Genomic DNA, 17004 nt, shown 5'->3' on the forward strand with positions numbered 1-17004 from the left:
GTCCTTCGGGTAGTCCTTCAGGGACAGGGTACGGAGTGGCGGTCGCCCTCCGGGGCGACCGAGGATCGCAACTTCGCTGGTCAAACGGTGACGTAGGTACGCCAGGGGTGGCGGTCGCCCTCCGGGGCGACCGAGGATCGCAACGTCATCTCGTCCTCCTGGAGTGCCGTGCTGATAACGTGGCGGTCGCCCTCCGGGGCGACCGAGGATCGCAACCTGGACGACATGGCCGTGATCGTCGGCCGTGACGCGTGGCGGTCGCCCTCCGGGGCGACCGAGGATCGCAACAAGGTGGGGTGGCGGCGCCGGGTGATGGTGGAGACGTGGCGGTCGCCCTCCGGGGCGACCGAGGATCGCAACCCCGACCACGCCGTGCGCCCGCCGCGGCGCACCACGTGGCGGTCGCCCTCCGGGGCGACCGAGGATCGCAACCAGTTCCCGGACGCGCGCCACCAGTGCGGGCACGTGTGGCGGTCACCCTCCGGGGCGACCGAGGATCTCGGCACCACCGCCTACCAGATGACTGTGGTGCCCAGGCGGACCTGGTGCGGATGGCGGTGGAGACCTTAGTCCCAGCGGTGGGGGCGGCGTCGACCGGCTGAACGCCGTAGCGCCCGTCGACGATAGGCTGGGATCGCTGCTCCCAGGAGGGCCGACGGCATACGGCGCGGCACCTGACCACACTGAACGCCGGTGCGTCAGATTGTTGTTACGAGGGGTGAACGGTGATATCGGATCAACCAGAACTCGCGCTCGACCGCATCGAGTGCGCCGCTCGCACCCTGGGTGCGGGTGGTCTGGTCGCGTTCCCCACCGAGACCGTGTACGGGCTCGGCGCCGATGCCGAGAACGTCGGCGCTGTGGAGCGTGTCTTCGCGGTGAAGGGGCGGCCCACGACGCATCCGCTGATCGTGCACCTGGGCGGCGCGCATCAGCTCGCCGAGTGGGCGGCCGACGTGCCCGACACGGCGCACCTCATCGCCGAACGCTTCTGGCCGGGTCCGCTGACGCTGGTGCTTCGGCGAGCGGACCGTGTTCCCCGCGCGGTCACCGGTGGCCTCGACACCGTCGCGCTGCGGGTGCCGAACCATCCGGTCGCCTTGGAGACGCTGACGGCTTTCGGCGGCGGGGTGGCGGCTCCGTCGGCCAACCGCTTCGGCGAGGTCAGCCCCACGACGGCCCGTCATGTCCGTGAGGGGTTGGGCGCGGACGTCGACTATGTGCTGGACGGTGGCCCGTGCTCGGTCGGCGTCGAGTCCACCATCGTCGATCTCACGGGTGAGCCGGCGATCCTGCGCCCCGGCGGTGTGAGCCGAGAGGATCTCGAACACGTACTGGGCCGTGCCGTGTCGGTGCGGGCCAAGAGCGCTGTTCGGGTTCCGGGCCAGTTCCCGTCGCACTACGCGCCGCGGGCCCGGGTTCTCCTGGTCGAGCCGGACCGGGTGCTCGACAACGCCGAACTCCTGGTGGGGCGAGGGCGCCGGGTCGGTGTCCTTCTTCCCCCCGAGTTCGCGGGTGACGCCGCTTCGTGTTCCGCGCGACACGTCATCGCGGTACCGGACTCGGCCGCACAGTACGCGCAGCGGCTCTATGAGTTCCTCCACGACTTCGACCGGCACGAATGTGAGGTCATCGTGGCATCGCTTCCCTCCCCGGAGGGGATCGGATCGGCGATCGCGGATCGGCTCGGCCGGGCGGCCGGGCCCCGTGATCAGGCGAGTCGCGACTCCGACCGATTCAACGGTCGTTGAGGGCGGCGACGAGGTCTTCGAGGCGGGCGGCCCGGGAGGCCTTGATCAAAACGAGATCGCCGGGGTGAAGGCCGCGGTGGAGGGCGTCGTGGGCCTGCCGTGCGTCACGGACGGAGACGATGTCGAGGTCGTCGCGTGCGGCGCGGGCGGCGTCGGCGATCAGGGCTGCGTGGTCATCGCCGACCACGACCAGGAGGTCGAGAGCGGCCTGTGCGGCGAGCACGCCCAGGTGGCGATGGGCGTGAGCGGCGTGCTCTCCGAGTTCGGCCATCTCTCCCAGGACCGCGATGCGGCGACGCGCGGTCACCGAGGCCAGCGCGGTGAGTGCGGCCGCCATTGAGTCCGGGTTCGCGTTGTACGCGTCGTGGATGAGGGTGACGCCGTCATCGCGGACGATGGTCTGCATGCGTCCGGCGGATCTGGGTCGCGCGTCGGTCAGAGCTTGGGCGATCATCGCGGTGTCCAGGCCCAGGCCATGAGCGGTCGCCGCGACGGCGAGCGCGTTGCCGATGTGGTGTCGGCCGGTGAGCGAGAGTGTGACGGGCGCGGCGCCCTCGGGGGTGCGCAGGGTGAATTCCGCGCGACCGTCCGGGGTGAGGCGCACGTCGCGGGCGTGCACGCGTGTCGGGCCGGGATGGTGGCTCCACCACAGGGGACGGGCACGGGTTCGGTCCGCCATGGCTGAGACGAGCGGATCGTCGGCGTTGAGGACGGCGAGGCCGCCGTGGTCGGCATCGGGGAGTCCGGCGACCAGTTCGCTCTTGGCCGCGGCGATCCCGGCCTGCCCGTCGGGGTACTGGCCGATGTGGGCGGTGCCGACGTTGAGCACCACGCCTACATGGGGCGTGACCAGGTCGCACAGGTAGCCGAGGTGCCCGCGGCCCCGGGCGCCCATCTCCAGGACGAGGTAGCGCGTGTCGGGGGTGGCGCGCAGGACCGTGAGGGGGAATCCGAGTTCGTTGTTGTACGAACCGTCGGTGGCGGTGACGGGACCGTGGTGCGCCAGCACCTGGGCGGCGAGATCCTTGGTGCTGGTCTTTCCGTTCGATCCGGTGATGCCGATGACGGTCGCCGACAGCTGGCCTGCCACGTGGCGGGCCAGCGCGCCGAGCGCGACGGTGACATCGGCGACCTGGACGGCCGGGGCGGCCACCGGCCGTGAGGCGAGTACCAGCGCCGCGCCTGCGGCGATGGCGGCCGGGGCATGGTCGTGCCCATCGGTGTGCCGACCGGGGACCGCGGCGAACAGGCCCCCGGGGTGGACCCGGCGTGAGTCGATGCTCGCGGGTGCCGTGACCGGCAGCAGGGGGTCGGTGCCAGCGGTCAGGTGGCCTCCGGTGGCCGCGGCGATGGCGGTTGCGGTCAGAGGTATCACGTGGTCGGGCTCCTGCGCGCGAAGGCTCTCGGCTCGTCGGTGTCGACGTCGTCGGCGAGGGCCGGGACCGGGGCCCGCTGTTCGGCGTGTCGGGTGGCCAGTGCGGCGTGTGTGTCCGAGCAGGGCTGGGCGGTGGCGATCACGCGACCTGGTCAGGGTCGATGCGGGTGCCGATGAGCACGGCCACGAGTTCCCCGATGGCGGTGTCGCGGTCCATCGGATGCCGCAGCGGCAACTCGGCGTGGAGCCGGTAGCGGTTGCGGCGCCCTTCGCGCTCCCGTTCCAGGTATCCGGCTTCGACGAGGTCCGCCACGATGCGCTGTGCGGCCCGTTCGGTGATGCCCACCTGCTCGGCGATGTCCCGCAGCCGGGCCTGGGGATCCCGTACCACGCACAGCAGTACGTGGGCGTGATTGGTGAGAAACGTCCACTCCTGCATGCTCAGTACCTTACCCCACCTCCCCGTAGTGAGTATCGCGCTTTCTGACACGCGTATTTCATGTCGTACAATTCGTGTTGTGTGCCTCACACGTCGCCGATGGCGAGGGAGGTCATCGGGTGTGCGTGTAGGCGACGACCTCAACGAAGGATCGGATCGCCATGACCGCCACCATCGTCGTCGGTGTCGACGGTTCGCCCGGCTCTGTGGCCGCTCTCGGTTGGGCTGCCGCGGAGGCCCGCTTCCGTCGCTCGAATCTGCGCCTGATGTACGCCTTGCAGGTGCCGCTCACCGTTCGCTCCTTCGGTGAATCGGATGCCGTGCAACCTACGGCCGCCCTTCGGGAGCGTGCGGAGTGCGCACTGGTGGAGGCTCGTCATCGGCTCGCCTTCCAGGCACCCAGGGTGCAGGTCGAGACGTCGGTGGCGTTGCGTCCGGCATTGGACGCTTTAGCGCTCGCGTCCCACGATGCCGAGCTCGTGGTGGTTGGCACGCACCGGTTCGGCGTGCTGGGCGGGCGTGCTTTCGGCTCGGTCGGTGGCAGATTGGCGGCCCGCGCCTGCTGCCCCGTGGTGGTGGTGCCTGCCGGTTGGGTGTCGCCGGACCACGGCTCGATCGTGGTGGGAGTGGACGGGTCGGCACACGGCGACGCCGCGTTGCGGTTCGCCCTTGCCGAAGCCGTTCACCGGTCGGCCGGGGTGGTGGCCGTCCGCGCCTACCACGTCACGTTGCCGGGAGCGATCGACAACCCGTACGCCTACAGGAAGGCCGCTGAGCGGGAACACCGGTGCGCTGAGGATCTGGCCCAGGAGGCCGTCGAGCGGGCTCTGGCCGTGACGGGGCTGGTCGTGCCCGTCGTCGCGCGCGCAGCGGTCGGCCGCCCCGCCGACGTGATGATCGCTGCGTCGCGCGGAGCGGAGCTCCTCGTGGTGGGTTGCCGAGGGCGCGGTCCGCTCCACAACCTGCTGCTGAGGTCGGATGGTCAAGGAGTGCTCCGCCGCGCCACCCGTCCGGTGGCGGTCGTCCGAGCCGACTCGGCCTCGTGACCACGCCGCCGGCGGGCGGCGGACTGTGGCCGTGCATCGACGTTCTGCGGCGCTCGGCCCGGCTCACGGCTCTTCGGTGGTGTCGTCGGGCCCGGCCTCGGCGTCGTGCGCGCGAAGTGAGCCCGCGTGGGCTTTGGCCGTCGGGTCGCGGCGGGTCTTGGCCAGGCTCGCCACGGTGACCACGACCAGGATCACGACGATCACCGCCAGGCTCGCCAGCGTCGGGATCTCCGGGACCCGTTCGTCCAGGTCTACGTGGGCCCAGTGCAGGAGCAACTTCGCGCCGATGAACATCAGGATCAGCGCCAGCCCGGTCGAGAGGTACACCAGCCGGTCGAGCAAGCCCTTCACCAGGAAGAACAGTGCGCGAAGCCCGAGCAGGGCGAACGCGTTCGCGGTGAACACGATGTAGGGCTCCTGGGTGATCCCGAAGACCGCGGGGATCGAGTCCACGGCGAACAGCAGGTCGGCGGTGCCGATCGCGATCAGCACGATGAGCATCGGCGTGACCATGCGGCGGCCGTCGACCCTGGTGAAGAGCTTGCCGCCGACGAACCCGTCGGTGACCGGCAGGACCCGCCGGGCCAGACGCACCACGGCGTTGTCCTCGATCTCGGGGTCCTCGTCGCGGTGTCGGTACAACTGGATCGCCGTGTAGATCAACAACAGGCCGAACACGAGGAACATGAAGGAGAACAGCGCCAGCAGTGCGGCTCCGAGTGCGATGAACACCGCCCGCATGGCCAGGGCGAGCACGATGCCGAAGGTCAACACCTTGTGCTGATGCTCGGTCGGCACCGCGAAGGTGGTGATGATGATGACGAAGACGAAGAGGTTGTCGACGGACAGGCTCTTCTCCACCAGGTAGCCGACGAAGTACTCGGTGCCGAACTCGCCGCCGTAGCGCAGGGTGAACCACACACCGAAGATCAGGGCCACCGCGATGTAGAAGACCGACCACGCGGTCGCCTCCCTGAACCCGACGTGGTGCGGTTTCAGCCAGGCGATGGTCAGGTCGGCGGCGAGCAGGGTCACGATCACGGCGATCGTGACGATCCACGTGGTGATGCCGATGTCGAGCATGTCAGTCCTCTCGCGACGGCCGGTGGGGCACCGTACCGGGAATCCGGTGTCCGCCGGCGGGTCCTGTCGACGGTCGAGTCGGCGACGCCGGACCGCGGGTTTCGATCATGGATTGCACCCGTCGCAGAACGTGGGGTCGGTGCTGACCCGCCCGTCGTCTCGGGGGTGGCGGCTGCGGTGAGGACACCGCGGGCATCCGTGGATGACGGCGAGGGTCAGGGACGTGGGTTCGGAGCAACTGTCGCACGGAAGCCCGGGCTCTCGGTCCACCTGGCCGTATCCGGGGGTTCCGCAGGCGGGGCACAACGTGGCGAGGCGGTGGGTGAGCCGGTCGGCGAGCAGGCCGATCTCGCGCATGCGCGTGGGATTGAGGTGGGCGCGCATGTCGGTCTCCAGACGGGCCAGGCCGTCCGCGGAGCGCACCGCGCACTCGTCGATCGCGGCGGCCAGTTCGACGCGGGTCCGGATGCCCTTGCGGATGGGGCCGGGGTCCTGCGGGTCGATCGGGGCATGGGGGCGCACGATCATCGCGTGGTCGCCGAAACCGGTCCGGTCCAAAAACGCCTCGGTGGTCTCATCGATGTGACGGGCGGTGGTGTGGGCGAAGTTGGTGGGGCCCAGGCGGCGCTCCACGATGCACAGGTTTCGGGCGGTGTCGAGGAAGGCGAGGATCTCGTCGCCGGCACTGAGCATCGGAGCCATGGGATGGGGACCGAAGGAACCTTCGCTGGCCACGGCGAGACCGAGGCCGGTCGACCGCAGGGCGAGGCGCGCCTTGCGCACGGCGGTCACGGACGGCGATGCCGCGCGCGGGACCTCACCGGTGAAAGTCCCCAGCTCGTCGGTGTCGACGTCGTCGGCGAGGACCAGGCGCAGACCCGGGATGCGGGCCAGGGCCGGGCCCAGGGCCCGCTCTTTGGCGTGTCGGGTGGCCAGTGCGACGCGTGCGTCCGAGTAGGGGTGGGCGGTGGTGGTCACAGGGCCTGGTCAGGGCCGTTGCGGGGACTGATGAGCATGGCCATCAGTTCTCCTATGGCGGTGTCGCGGTCCATCGGATGCCGTAGTGACAACTCGGCGTGGAGCCGGTAGCGGTTGCGGCGCCCTTCGCGCTCTCGTTCCAGGTATCCGGCTTCGACGAGGTCCGCCATGATGCGCTGTGCGGCCCGTTCGGTGATGCCCACCTGCTCGGCGATGTCCCGCAGCCGGGCCTGGGGATCCCGCACCACGCACAGCAGTACGTGGGCGTGGTTGGTGAGGAAGGTCCACTCCTGCATATCCGCCATGGCACCCCGTCCCAGGTAACCCGTATCACGATTTTCAATACGCGCTATTGGTGTCGTACGATCCATGTCGTGTATCGTAACACGCGTCATCAGTGTCGTGCTTGGGAGGTGGGTGTCATGGGTGTCATGGGCGGCGTCGGGATGACGTGTGTGCCGACCCGGGGTGAGCCGACGGCCGACGAGGCTTCGCGGGGTCGGGTGCACCGGTGGCCCCCGTCACCGGACACGGCGATCGGCACCGGCTTGCCGGGCGCCCTCGGGCCGGAACGAGGACGGCCACTGCGCCGCGTGACCAGCGGTGAGCCCGAACGGGTGCGGAGCAGCGGTTTCCACGGGTGCGCTTTGCCCGCACATCCCCCGGAAGCCCTCGCCACCGACGTCACCGCGGCCCCGGCCTCGGGTCGCGCCGCGAAGGGCGCTGAGACGGAAGGTGCGGCCGCGTGACGGGGATGCTGCTGCTGGCCCTGGTAGCCCTTCCCGCCGTCGCTGCGGCGGCCGGATCGATCCGGAACCTGCGTCCCCTGGCTCCCGTGCTGGGCGCGGGCGCCGCACTGTCGGCGACCGCACTGGCCGGGGTCCTGGCCGTTTCGGTGGCCCTCGGCGGGCCGGTGGCGATGGTGCTGGCCGCTCCGGACGGACGTGTCTGGACCGGGTTGGCAGCCGACCACCTCGGGGCGATCGTGCTGTTGCTGGTGTGCGCGGTCAGCGCTGTGGTCCAGGTGTTCGCCCTGCGCTACCTGCGCGGCGACCCGGCCGCGGCCGGGTTCGCCATCACGGCCGGGGCGCTGACCGCCGCGACCGCGGCGATGGTGGCCGCGGTCACGCTGGTCACCCTGGCGGTGGCGTGGTCGCTGACCGGTGTCGCCCTGTGGCGACTCGTGGGGATGTACCGGCCGGCCCCTTCGGCCGTCGAGGCCTCCCGCCGCACCGCACGTGTGGTCATCATCGGAGACGTCGCGCTGTGGTCCGGGGTGGTTCTCGCGGTCGCCGTCTGGGGCGATCTCGACCTGCGCGACCAGAGCGACGCGGCCGTCGGCGGCGCGGTCGGCACGGCGGTGGCCTGCTTGCTGGTGATCGCCGCGGCCGCACGGTGCGCGCAGTTGCCCTGGCACCGGTGGCTGTCGGCGACCCTGGCGGCTCCGACCCCGGTCTCGGCGCTGCTGCACGCCGGTGTGGTCAACGCGGGCGGGGTGCTGCTGGTGAAGCTGTCGCCGATCTTCGGTGCGGCACCGGTGGCGACACACCTGGCGTTCGCCGTTGGCGCCGTCAGTGCCGTGGCCGCCACGGCGGTCATGCTGGCCCGTCCCGACGTCAAGGGCGCGCTGGTGCACTCCACGATCGGGCAGATGGGTTTCATGCTCATGACCTGCGCGCTCGGCCTCTACGCGGCGGCGGTGGTGCACCTGGTGGCGCACGGGCTGTTCAAGGCCGCCTTGTTCCTGGGCTCGGGGTCGGCGGTGCAGCGCCACACCCAGCGCGTCCTGGCTCCTCCCGTCCCCCGGCTGACCCCCGCGCGTTCGGCACAGGTGGCCGTCCTCGCCGTGGTCGTCGCCGTCGTGGCCGTGGCCGTGGCGGTCTGGTGGCTGCCTCCGCACGCCGCAGGCGCGGCGCTGCTGGTCTTCGCCGCGGCCACCGCAGCGCGGCTGGCGTGGGGATGGCTGCGGCGCCACCCGACCGTGGGGGCGCTGGCCACCGTGGTGGTCGTGCTGCCGGGCGCGGTGATCGGCTACCTGGCCGTGGTGGGGGCGGTCACGGAGTTTCTGGCCCCGAGCGTGCCCGCCGCCGTCCCTGCCGCAGTTTCGGCCTGGTTGCCGGCGATCGTGGTGGCGGTGTCGGTGGTCGGAGCGCTTTTGGTCCACCGGGCGCCCGCACGCGGTCTCGGCCGCTGGCGCGACCGTCTCTACGTATTGGCGTTGTCCGCCGGGCAGCAGCGTACGCACACCACCGCCCCGGGTCTCCCGCCACGGCCGGTGCCCGCACCGCACCCGCGGCCGGTGCCCCTACCGGAGGAAGTCGGGGCGTGATCGGACGGCCCCGAGCCCTCGACGGCACGCCCGGACGGCTTCCGGCGCTCTGAGGGGAGCCGCTGGAGCCTCCCGGAAGCGCGGTCCCCGGGGATTCACCCGGTCGCGCGTTCCGCCACCGTCATCACAGCAGGAGGAGTCGCAACCCATGACCACCGGACCCATCACCAAGGCCGCTCCCGACACCGCCACCTCGGCGGCCGAGGTGCGTGCCGTGGTCGCCGACGCCGCAGCGTTCTTGGCGCCGACCTGGCCGCTCGCCGACTTCATCGCTGTCAACCCGCTGTCCGGCCTGGTGGACCGGCCGTTCGCGGACGCGGCCATCGCCGCCGCGGACCTGTTCGGAGCGCGGGTCACCCCGGAAGAGGCCTGGCTGCGGGCGGCGTGGCGGCACGGGCGGATCACCGACGACGACGTGCGTGCCGCGCTGATCCGCCGCCACCCCGAGGCGCTGCGGTGCCCACCGCTCACCCTCGGCGGCCGGACCTACGAGCCGGTCGACCTCCTGTCGGCCGATCTGCACCAGGGCATCACGAACCCCCCGCCGATCCGCCGGGCACGCACAGCGACCGAAGTGCTGGCCCCGGACATGGCCGCCCTCCTCGACACCCACACGATCCAGTGGTGTTCGGCCTACTTGGACGAGGGCCAGTCCACCTGGCGGATGCCCGGCCGCGACCGAGGCTTTTACCACGCGTGGCGGGCTCTGGCCGCACACGACGTGACCCTGCCGCGGCGTCTGCGCACACGTCTTGGGGACCTGCCCGAACGGGACGAGCAGGCCGTCGCGGAGGCTCTGGCCGCCCTGGGTGTCCCGGAGGACCAGCGCACCCGCTATCTCCAGGCCCATCTGGCGTGCCTTCCCGGCTTCGCCGCCCACATCCGGTGGCGGGGTGAACGACAGGACAGCGGTATCGACCTGGTCGCCTACCTCGCCCTGCGGTTGACCACCGAAGCCGCCGCGCTCACCGGGACCCACACCCACGGTACGGCGTGGAACTCGGCCTCCGCCGACCTGCTCGACACCCGGCAGGCCACCACCGGACCCGAAGATCGGGCCCGCCACCTACTGGAGGCCCTGGAGATCACCGGCACCGACGCGGCACAGCGGACCGAGTTGGCGCGGTTGCTCGACCGACTCCCGGTGGAACAACGGACCCTCGTCTGGCTGGACGCCTACGAGGACCACTACCGGAGCCGACTGCTGCGCACCCTGAGCCGCTCGGCGCCCGAGTGGACCGACGCCCCGCCGCGGGCACAGGTGGTGTGCTGCATCGATCCCCGTTCCGAGGGACTGCGTCGCCACCTGGAAGCGCTCGGCGACTACCAGACCCTGGGATTCGCCGGATTCTTCGCCGTCGCCATGCGCTACCGCGACCTCGCCGGAGGGGCCGCTCGCGCCCAGTGCCCGGGCCCGATCACGCCCCGGCACACCGTCACGGAACGCCCCAGCGAGGGCCGACAGCGCGCGGCCGAACGGTCGCTGACCGGTCGCCGGGTACTCGCCGCGGCCGACCACTCCCTCCACGCCGCCAAGGACGACCTGGTGGCACCGTTCGTGCTCGCCGAATCGGCCGGTTGGCTCCTGGGCCCGTTGGCCGCGGCCAGGACCTTCGCCCCCGGTGCCGTCGGCGCCGCCCGCGCGTGGTGGACGCGCCGCATCACCGCCGACCCTGCGACCGAGATCTCCCTGGAGGACGCCCTCACCCCCGAGGAACGCACCGCGACCGCCGAGGGCATCCTCACGCTGATGGGCTTGACCCGGGGGTTCGCACGCCTGGTCGTGCTCTGCGGGCACCGCGCCCACACCGACAACAACCCCTACCAGGCCGCGCTGGACTGCGGTGCATGCGGGGGGCACCCCGGCGGCCCCAACGCCCGCACCGCCGCCGCACTGCTCAACGATCCGCAGGTCCGCCGACACCTCTCCGAACGCGGCATCGGCATTCCCGACGACACCCGGTTCGTTCCGGCCGAACACGACACCACCACCGACACCGTGCGCCTGTTGGACACCCACCTCCTGCCCGACACCCACGGCCAGGACGTCGACCGGCTCACCGCCGACCTCCGCACGGCCGGCGCACACCTGGCCGCCGAGCGCTGCGCCACCCTACCGGGCGCACCCTCCCACCCCAGCCCACGGCGCGCGGCGCGCCACACCCGCACGCGCGCCCGCGACTGGGCCCAGGCCTTCCCCGAATGGGGTCTGGCCGGCAACGCGGCCTTCCTCATCGCGCCCCGCGCCCTCACCCGCGGCATCGACCTGCACGGCCGTCTGTTCCTCCACGACTACGACCCCGACCTCGACCCGGCCGGCACCGTCCTGGAGACCATCCTCACGGCACCGCTCGTCGTCGCGCACTGGATCAACAGCCAGTACTACTTCGCCGCCACCGACCCCCAGGCCTTCGGCGCCGGCAGCAAGGCCCTCCACAACGCCGTCGGCGGCGGCCTCGGCGTCATGACCGGTCCCACCGGCGACCTCCGGTCCGGCCTGCCCTGGCAGTCCCTCACCGACGGCCACCGCGCCCGGCACGAACCGCAACGCCTGCTCACCATCGTGCAGGCACCCTTGCACCGGTTGGACACCCTCATCGGGCGCCACACCGTGCTGCGGCACATGTTCGATCACGACTGGGTCGGTCTCGCCGCACGTGAGCACCCCGATCAACCCTGGCTCCGCTACACCCCTACAGGTTGGCGGCCTTGGTGCCCGGCCGCAGCCGCTCCGGAGGACGGCCGTCCTCCCGCACCGCTGCGCACATGACGACCGGGCACGTGCAGCGCCACTTCACTCCAGAGAAGGGAAGTATCCGATGAATACGCTCCTGTTGGTCCGAAGCGTGGACGACGTCAGGTCCGCGGTCGAGAACGTGAGCGACTACCTGGTCAACTATCGACGGCAGTTCGGAGATGAATCGGGAGCGAACCGGCTGCTCGGGGTGTGGATCCGCCCCGAACTCGAAGCCGGACTGCCCGTGTCGTATGCGGAAGACACCGACGCCGCCCCCTCACAATCACACACCGTGAAGGCGGTGTGGATCGAGAGGTCGTTCTCACTGGCGGGCATCTGGACCCTGTGCTGGATGGACGGACCCGCCCTGCGGGAAACACCGGATCCGTTCGAGTGGCAGAACCGGATTCTTGACTCCCTGGTGGCGGGCCCAGTGCCCGAACCGGGCTCTCCGGAGGTGTTCGTGCCCGTCTTCGCCGAGGGTGACGCCGTGGAGACGAGCATGACGGCGCTGCGGGCCCGGCAGCCGCACCTGATCACCGAACACTGGTACGTCCATGACCGAGAACACGGCATCGTCGGGCCGCTGAAGCCCACGGAAGAGTGAGCGCTTCTCTCCTGCCACCACGTCACCCATCGCATCAGACCAGCCGACCGACCGGGGAACCCGTCCCGGCCGTCGATCACGAGTCGAGGAGAGATCATGACGTCGTACCCGACACCCGTACCGATCACCGTTGCCCACGGTGACGGAATCGGTCCGGAGATCATGGAGGCCGCGCTATCCGTGCTCGACGCAGCCGGAGCGGCCCTCGATATCGACACGATCACCATCGGAGAGTCGGTCTACCGGGCCGGTAACCCCGCCGGCGTCACTCCCGAGGCGCTCGAATCCATCCGCCGCACGGGCGTGTTCCTCAAGGCCCCCATCACGACCCCGCAGGGCGGTGGATTCAAGAGCCTCAACGTCACCGTGCGCAAAACGTTCGGCCTCTTTGCCAACGTCCGGCCGTGCGTCGCCTACGCACCGTTCGTCGCCACCAGGCATCCCGGTATGGACGTCGTCATCATCCGGGAGAACGAGGAGGATCTCTACGCGGGCATCGAACACCGCCAGACCGACGAGGTCGTCCAGTGCCTCAAGCTCATCTCCCGGCAGGGGTGCGAGCGGGTGATCCGTTACGCCTTCGAGTACGCCACCACCCATGGGCGGACCAAGGTGACCGCGTTCACCAAGGACAACATCATGAAGATGACCGACGGCCTGTTCCACAAGGTGTTCGACGAGGTCGCCACCGACTATCCCGAGATCCGAGCCGAGCATTGGATCGTCGACATCGGTGCGGCCAAGCTCGCCGACACCCCCGAGGCGTTCGACGTCGTCGTCCTGCCCAACCTCTACGGCGACATCCTCTCCGATGTCGCCGCCCAGATCGCCGGATCGGTCGGCCTCGCCGGAAGCGCCAACATCGGTGAGCGGATCGCCATGTTCGAGGCCATCCACGGATCCGCCCCCCGGCGGGCCGGCCAGGACGTCGCGAATCCCTCGGGGCTGCTGCTGGCCGCGGTGCAGATGCTCGTCCACATCGGACAGACCGACGTCGCGAGCAGGGTGCACAACGCATGGCTGCGGACCATCGAGGACGGCGTCCACACCTATGACGTCCACCACCCCGACACCAGCACCGCCGAGGTCGGCACCCGGGCGTTCGCGACCGCGGTCATCGAGCGTCTCGGCCAGGGCCCCGAACGGCTTCCGGCGGCTCACTACACGCAGCGCGGGCCGATCACGGTGCAGCTGAAGGACCGGCCCCCTGCCGCCAAGACCCGGCTCGGCGTCGACGTGTTCGTCCACGAGAACGGGACCACCCCGGCCGAGCTCGCCGACAGGCTCGTCCCGCTCGCCGGACCGTTGCGGCTTGACATGATCTCCAACCGGGGTCAGAAGGTGTGGCCGGGCGGCGCGGCCGAGACCCTGCTCACCGATCACTGGCGATGCCGCTTCCTCGACCCGGACGGTTCCACCACCGCCGCCGAGATCGTCGCCCTCCAGTCCCGGATGGTGGAGCACGGCATCGAACCCATCAAGACCGAAGGTCTCTACGCGTTCGACGGCGAGCCCGCCTTCACCCGTGGCCAGGGCCAGTAGCCGCCGCGGGCCGGGACGGTCGCCCGGCCGGCGGCGGGAGGTCGCGGTGCGCGGGCCCCGGCCGAGCGTGTTCCCGTGCCGTACCACCTGCCGGTGGGCGGTACAGCGGACTGTTCGAGGATCCTCGTGACTCGGTGTGAGCTGCCGCGGCCGGATCGACACGGAGATGCATGGCGGTAGTCTGCGGCCCGTGAGGGCGGGGACCCGGACCACCAACCATTGGAAGGCCGGGGAGATTCACGGGGGCGGTCTCCCCAAGTTGGCCCTGCGCTTCCTGTTCAGGCGCTCGTCTCCGCACGCGCGGGGCTGGTCGTCGGGGGTGAGTCTGCGGGGGCGGCGTCCACAGAGCCATGGCAGTAGTGCTCCCCGCAGATGCGGAGGTGAGTACAGCGTGCTGACAGTGGTGGGGTCTAGGGAACAGCTCAACTGGACAGGATGGTCCCTTCCAGGTTCAGGCGCCTGGTCAGCGAGATGGCCTGGGTGCGCAGCGCGGGTCGGGCGCGGTGTACCACGCGGTTGAGGATCGTGTGGGCGTCGGGGTTGAAGCGCAGGTCCTCGGCGCCGGTGATCTCGGCCTGGAGCAGGTACAGCATCGCCGCGCCCGGGTCGTGCTGGAGGACGTGGCCGCGCGCCAGGTCCAGGGCCCAGGTGGTGTGCCGTTCGCGCGAGGCCAGGGCGGAGGCGTCGACGCGGTCGGCCATCGCCAGCGCCGAGGCGGCCTGACCTTGTTCCAGCTCGATGTTCATCATGTGCATGCCCACGTTGACCGGGCCGAAGCAGGTGCGCCCCACGTTGGTCTCGCCGGTACGGTCCGCCAGAGGAGCGGCGTGTTCCTCGATCCACCGCAGGGCACCGAAGGCGTCACCTGATCGGGCGCGGGCGACCGCGGCGGTCAGCCACAGCGCCCCGGTGATCGCGGCGACCTCGCGGCCGGAGGCGGGCCCGATGCGGGAGGCCGCCTCGCGGGCGACCTCCAGGGCCGAAGCGTGTTCACCGAGACCCAGGAGCGCGTGCGCGAGGTTCCACCGCGCGGTCGCCACTCGCACGGGATCCTCGGATCGCTCGGCCGCCCGGAGTCCGCGTTCGGCCGCCAGCAGAGCCAGGTCCGTGAGGTTGATCCGGCGTGCCACCGTGCGCAGAAGCCCGTAGGTGTCCGCAGCCAGGGCCCTGTCCGCGGGGGATGGTTCGGCAGCGCAGTACCGGACCACGTCCCTGGTCAACGGGACGATCAACGGGAAGAGCCTGCTGTAGCGGTCGGGCGTTCCCTGCCAGATCTCCCATGCCCGGTCGACGCGCTCGCGCAGTTCGGGAAGGTGAAGATCGGTCGCGTCACCGGCGGTGGTGCCCGAGTGGAGTGCGCTGTGCAACTGCGTCGCGATATGCCCATCGGTAGGCTCGGCCGGGATGTCCTTCACCTCACCGAACAGTTCTCCGACGGGTACTTCGAGGGCACGGGAGATGGCCTCGACGGTGTCGAGGGTAGGGGTGCGCTGCCCGCGCTCGATCTGCCCCAGATACTCCGGATTCAACCCGGCCAGCCCCGCAATGACCGCCTGGGACTTGCCCTGACGCCGACGATGCCACCGTAGTCTCTGCGCGAACGACTTCCCCAGCGACATGTCCGGCCTTTCAACGTGAGGGGCGCGGGCCAGAAGCCCATCGTAGAACGGCGCTTTCGACCACCGGCCGCCTTTTCCCCATCGGAGGCACGATGCCCGACACCCTGCTCGTCCTCTGGGACGTGGACCACACCCTGATCGAGACCCGAGGCGTGGGTGGCGAAGTGTTCGCCGAAGCCTTCGAAGCCGCCACCGGGCGTCCCCTGTCCGCGGGGATGGCCAAAGCCGCCGGGCACACCGAACCGGTCCTGCTGCGTAAGACCCTCCACCTGAACGGGATCACTGATCCGGGACCGGAGGTGTTCGAGCGGTTCCTGCGGGAACAGGCCGACGGATACCGGCGACGCCAGGACCGGCTGCGGACGCAGGGCCGAGCCCTGCCCGGAGTCACCGAGGCACTCCAGACCTTGAGCCGACGACAGCACATCGTCCAGAGCGTGCTCACGGGGAACACACGGGCGGCGGCGGAGATCAAGCTCGCTGCCTTCGGCCTGGACCGATGGCTGGACTTCGATCTGGGGGCCTACGGCGACGATGACGACAACCGCCCAGCCCTGGTCGAAGTCGCACACCGACGCACTGCGGAGAAGCTGGGGAAACCGATCAGCATCTCGCAGATCGTCCTGATCGGCGACACCCCTAAGGACGTGGAGGCCGCGCTGACGTCCGGAGCTCGTGTCCTCGGAGTGGCCTCCGGGGCGAGTTCGGTCGAGGAACTCCGCCGGGCGGGTGCTGACCGGGTGCTCGCGTCCCTCGCCGATACGGACATCGTGGAGCTGCTCTCCGAACTCGTCGAGAAGTGACCATTCCTTCGCCATCTCAGTCTTGCCGGGTGTGCGGGGTCCTGGCCCCCCGCATGCTACCGACCGGGCCCGTCCGCCGGGAGCACGCGAACACCCAGCTCATCTGCTGCGGGGCCGGTGTCGATCCATGTCGGACGTTTTCCTAGCTCTGCGCTCACCCTTGCTCGGGGCCAGAACCATCGACCGGCCACAGTCGTAGCGTCGTTCGTTCATCGCGTGACGAAGATGGGCGACCCGGTGCGGCTGTATTTCGATAAGGAAGAACGGAAGGGTCCCACCAATGAACTGGTCCCCGATAGTTGGACCGGCTAACTGAAGGTTAAGCCGCTAAGGCCTGGGCTCGGTACTGCACCGGGCTCAGGCCCTCAAGGTAGGTATGGACGCGTTCGTTGTTGAACCAGGCGATGTACTCGTCCAACCCCGTGATGAACGCCTCCACACTCTCGAACTCATCATGGGTGAAGAACTCCTCCTTCACATGGCCGAAAAAGCTCTCGATCACCGCGTTGTCCAGACAGTTGCCCTTGCGCGACATCGACTGGACACACTCGGCCCCCGCCAACAAACGCTGCCAGGACACGTGCTGGTACTGAAATTGTTCCGTGCCGGGTTCTTTAGAGGCTCGGAACCAACGCTCTATCCTCTGCTGACCCGAACTCCCGCTGGTAGTGATCGGCCTCGAACTCCGCGGGCGG

15 protein-coding genes and 1 CRISPR repeat array (1 of these 16 only partly in view) are annotated in these 17004 nt (G+C 70.2%); of the genes, 7 read left to right on the forward strand and 8 right to left on the reverse strand.

Annotated elements, in window-relative coordinates; translation table 11 throughout:
- A CRISPR array of direct repeats spans nucleotides 1-504; the repeat unit is 37 nt; unit sequence GTGGCGGTCGCCCTCCGGGGCGACCGAGGATCGCAAC (it extends 612 nt beyond the left edge of the window).
- A gap of 221 nt (nucleotides 505-725) precedes the next feature.
- Nucleotides 726-1751, forward strand: a complete 1026-nt coding sequence (locus CLV63_RS29690; protein WP_106586557.1) for an L-threonylcarbamoyladenylate synthase — start codon at nucleotides 726-728, stop codon at nucleotides 1749-1751.
- Here the strand turns inward: CLV63_RS29690 and CLV63_RS29695 are convergent.
- From CLV63_RS29695 to CLV63_RS29700, 3 genes are read right to left on the reverse strand one after another with little or no spacing between them, the layout of a single operon-like run.
- Entirely contained in the window at nucleotides 1738-3126 is a 1389-nt protein-coding gene (locus tag CLV63_RS29695) for a UDP-N-acetylmuramoyl-tripeptide--D-alanyl-D-alanine ligase (RefSeq protein WP_017568419.1), read from the reverse strand. The genes CLV63_RS29690 and CLV63_RS29695 overlap by 14 nt on opposite strands.
- Nucleotides 3123-3269, reverse strand: coding sequence for a hypothetical protein (locus CLV63_RS33855; RefSeq protein WP_017568420.1), 147 nt, complete (start codon nucleotides 3267-3269; stop codon nucleotides 3123-3125). Before CLV63_RS33855 ends, CLV63_RS29695 begins: the two co-directional genes overlap by 4 nt.
- Complete coding sequence (locus tag CLV63_RS29700; protein ID WP_106586558.1) at nucleotides 3266-3565, reverse strand: winged helix-turn-helix domain-containing protein; 300 nt, start codon at nucleotides 3563-3565, stop codon at nucleotides 3266-3268. Before CLV63_RS29700 ends, CLV63_RS33855 begins: the two co-directional genes overlap by 4 nt.
- Nucleotides 3566-3726: 161 nt before the next feature.
- Here CLV63_RS29700 and CLV63_RS29705 point away from each other — a divergent pair, with 161 nt between their 5' ends.
- Nucleotides 3727-4611, forward strand: coding sequence for a universal stress protein (locus CLV63_RS29705; protein WP_017568683.1), 885 nt, complete (start codon nucleotides 3727-3729; stop codon nucleotides 4609-4611).
- 63 nt (nucleotides 4612-4674) lie between these two features.
- On the opposite strand, the gene CLV63_RS29710 is transcribed toward CLV63_RS29705, so the two are convergent.
- From CLV63_RS29710 to CLV63_RS29720, 3 genes are all read right to left on the reverse strand, one after another.
- Nucleotides 4675-5694, reverse strand: coding sequence for a TerC family protein (locus tag CLV63_RS29710; RefSeq protein ID WP_017568684.1), 1020 nt, complete (start codon nucleotides 5692-5694; stop codon nucleotides 4675-4677).
- Between the two features lie 105 nt (nucleotides 5695-5799).
- Nucleotides 5800-6672 carry a DUF6671 family protein gene (locus CLV63_RS29715; RefSeq protein WP_017568685.1) on the reverse strand — a complete coding sequence of 291 codons (873 nt, stop codon included), beginning with the start codon at nucleotides 6670-6672 and terminating at the stop codon, nucleotides 5800-5802.
- A complete protein-coding gene (locus tag CLV63_RS29720) occupies nucleotides 6669-6977 on the reverse strand; it encodes a winged helix-turn-helix domain-containing protein (protein WP_245929184.1) in 309 nt (102 codons plus the stop codon). The genes CLV63_RS29715 and CLV63_RS29720 overlap by 4 nt, the downstream gene beginning before the upstream one ends.
- A 449-nt stretch (nucleotides 6978-7426) precedes the next feature.
- Here CLV63_RS29720 and CLV63_RS29725 point away from each other — a divergent pair, with 449 nt between their 5' ends.
- From CLV63_RS29725 to CLV63_RS29740, 4 genes are all read left to right on the forward strand, one after another.
- Entirely contained in the window at nucleotides 7427-9001 is a 1575-nt protein-coding gene (locus tag CLV63_RS29725) for a proton-conducting transporter transmembrane domain-containing protein (protein ID WP_106586559.1), read from the forward strand.
- 148 nt (nucleotides 9002-9149) lie between these two features.
- On the forward strand, nucleotides 9150-11771 hold the full coding sequence (locus tag CLV63_RS29730) for a DUF2309 domain-containing protein (RefSeq protein ID WP_017567561.1): 2622 nt from the start codon (nucleotides 9150-9152) through the stop codon (nucleotides 11769-11771).
- A 49-nt stretch (nucleotides 11772-11820) separates the two neighbouring features.
- Nucleotides 11821-12345 (forward strand): hypothetical protein, encoded by a 525-nt coding sequence (locus CLV63_RS29735; protein ID WP_146165702.1) that lies wholly within the window; start codon nucleotides 11821-11823, stop codon nucleotides 12343-12345.
- A gap of 96 nt (nucleotides 12346-12441) precedes the next feature.
- Entirely contained in the window at nucleotides 12442-13887 is a 1446-nt protein-coding gene (locus CLV63_RS29740; protein ID WP_017567559.1) for an NADP-dependent isocitrate dehydrogenase, read from the forward strand.
- 422 nt (nucleotides 13888-14309) lie between these two features.
- Here the strand turns inward: CLV63_RS29740 and CLV63_RS29745 are convergent, their stop codons facing one another.
- Nucleotides 14310-15506 (reverse strand): helix-turn-helix domain-containing protein, encoded by a 1197-nt coding sequence (locus tag CLV63_RS29745; protein ID WP_083934852.1) that lies wholly within the window; start codon nucleotides 15504-15506, stop codon nucleotides 14310-14312.
- A gap of 92 nt (nucleotides 15507-15598) precedes the next feature.
- Between CLV63_RS29745 and CLV63_RS29750 the strand changes: the two genes are divergently transcribed.
- Nucleotides 15599-16309 carry an HAD family hydrolase gene (locus tag CLV63_RS29750; RefSeq protein ID WP_017567556.1) on the forward strand — a complete coding sequence of 237 codons (711 nt, stop codon included), beginning with the start codon at nucleotides 15599-15601 and terminating at the stop codon, nucleotides 16307-16309.
- Between the two features lie 319 nt (nucleotides 16310-16628).
- Here CLV63_RS29750 and CLV63_RS29755 read toward each other — a convergent pair.
- Nucleotides 16629-17004 (reverse strand): IS3 family transposase (locus CLV63_RS29755; RefSeq protein WP_146165703.1); only part of this gene is annotated, 376 nt, incomplete at its 5' end.

The sequence above is a fragment of the Murinocardiopsis flavida genome (assembly GCF_003014485.1).
GTDB classification, from domain to species: Bacteria; Actinomycetota; Actinomycetes; order Streptosporangiales; family Streptosporangiaceae; genus Murinocardiopsis; species Murinocardiopsis flavida.

Excerpts from the sequence above, each read along its gene's own strand:
- CLV63_RS29710 (WP_017568684.1), bottom strand. The coding sequence starts at position 5,694 with ATGCTCGACATCGGCATCACCACGTGGATCGTCACGATCGCCGTGATC.
- CLV63_RS29750 (WP_017567556.1), top strand. The coding sequence starts at position 15,599 with ATGCCCGACACCCTGCTCGTCCTCTGGGACGTGGACCACACCCTGATC.
- CLV63_RS29735 (WP_146165702.1), top strand. The coding sequence starts at position 11,821 with ATGAATACGCTCCTGTTGGTCCGAAGCGTGGACGACGTCAGGTCCGCG.
- CLV63_RS29720 (WP_245929184.1), bottom strand. The coding sequence starts at position 6,977 with ATGGCGGATATGCAGGAGTGGACCTTCCTCACCAACCACGCCCACGTA.
- CLV63_RS29730 (WP_017567561.1), top strand. The coding sequence starts at position 9,150 with ATGACCACCGGACCCATCACCAAGGCCGCTCCCGACACCGCCACCTCG.
- CLV63_RS29725 (WP_106586559.1), top strand. The coding sequence starts at position 7,427 with ATGCTGCTGCTGGCCCTGGTAGCCCTTCCCGCCGTCGCTGCGGCGGCC.
- CLV63_RS29745 (WP_083934852.1), bottom strand. The coding sequence starts at position 15,506 with ATGTCGCTGGGGAAGTCGTTCGCGCAGAGACTACGGTGGCATCGTCGG.
- CLV63_RS29705 (WP_017568683.1), top strand. The coding sequence starts at position 3,727 with ATGACCGCCACCATCGTCGTCGGTGTCGACGGTTCGCCCGGCTCTGTG.
- CLV63_RS29700 (WP_106586558.1), bottom strand. The coding sequence starts at position 3,565 with ATGCAGGAGTGGACGTTTCTCACCAATCACGCCCACGTACTGCTGTGC.
- CLV63_RS29740 (WP_017567559.1), top strand. The coding sequence starts at position 12,442 with ATGACGTCGTACCCGACACCCGTACCGATCACCGTTGCCCACGGTGAC.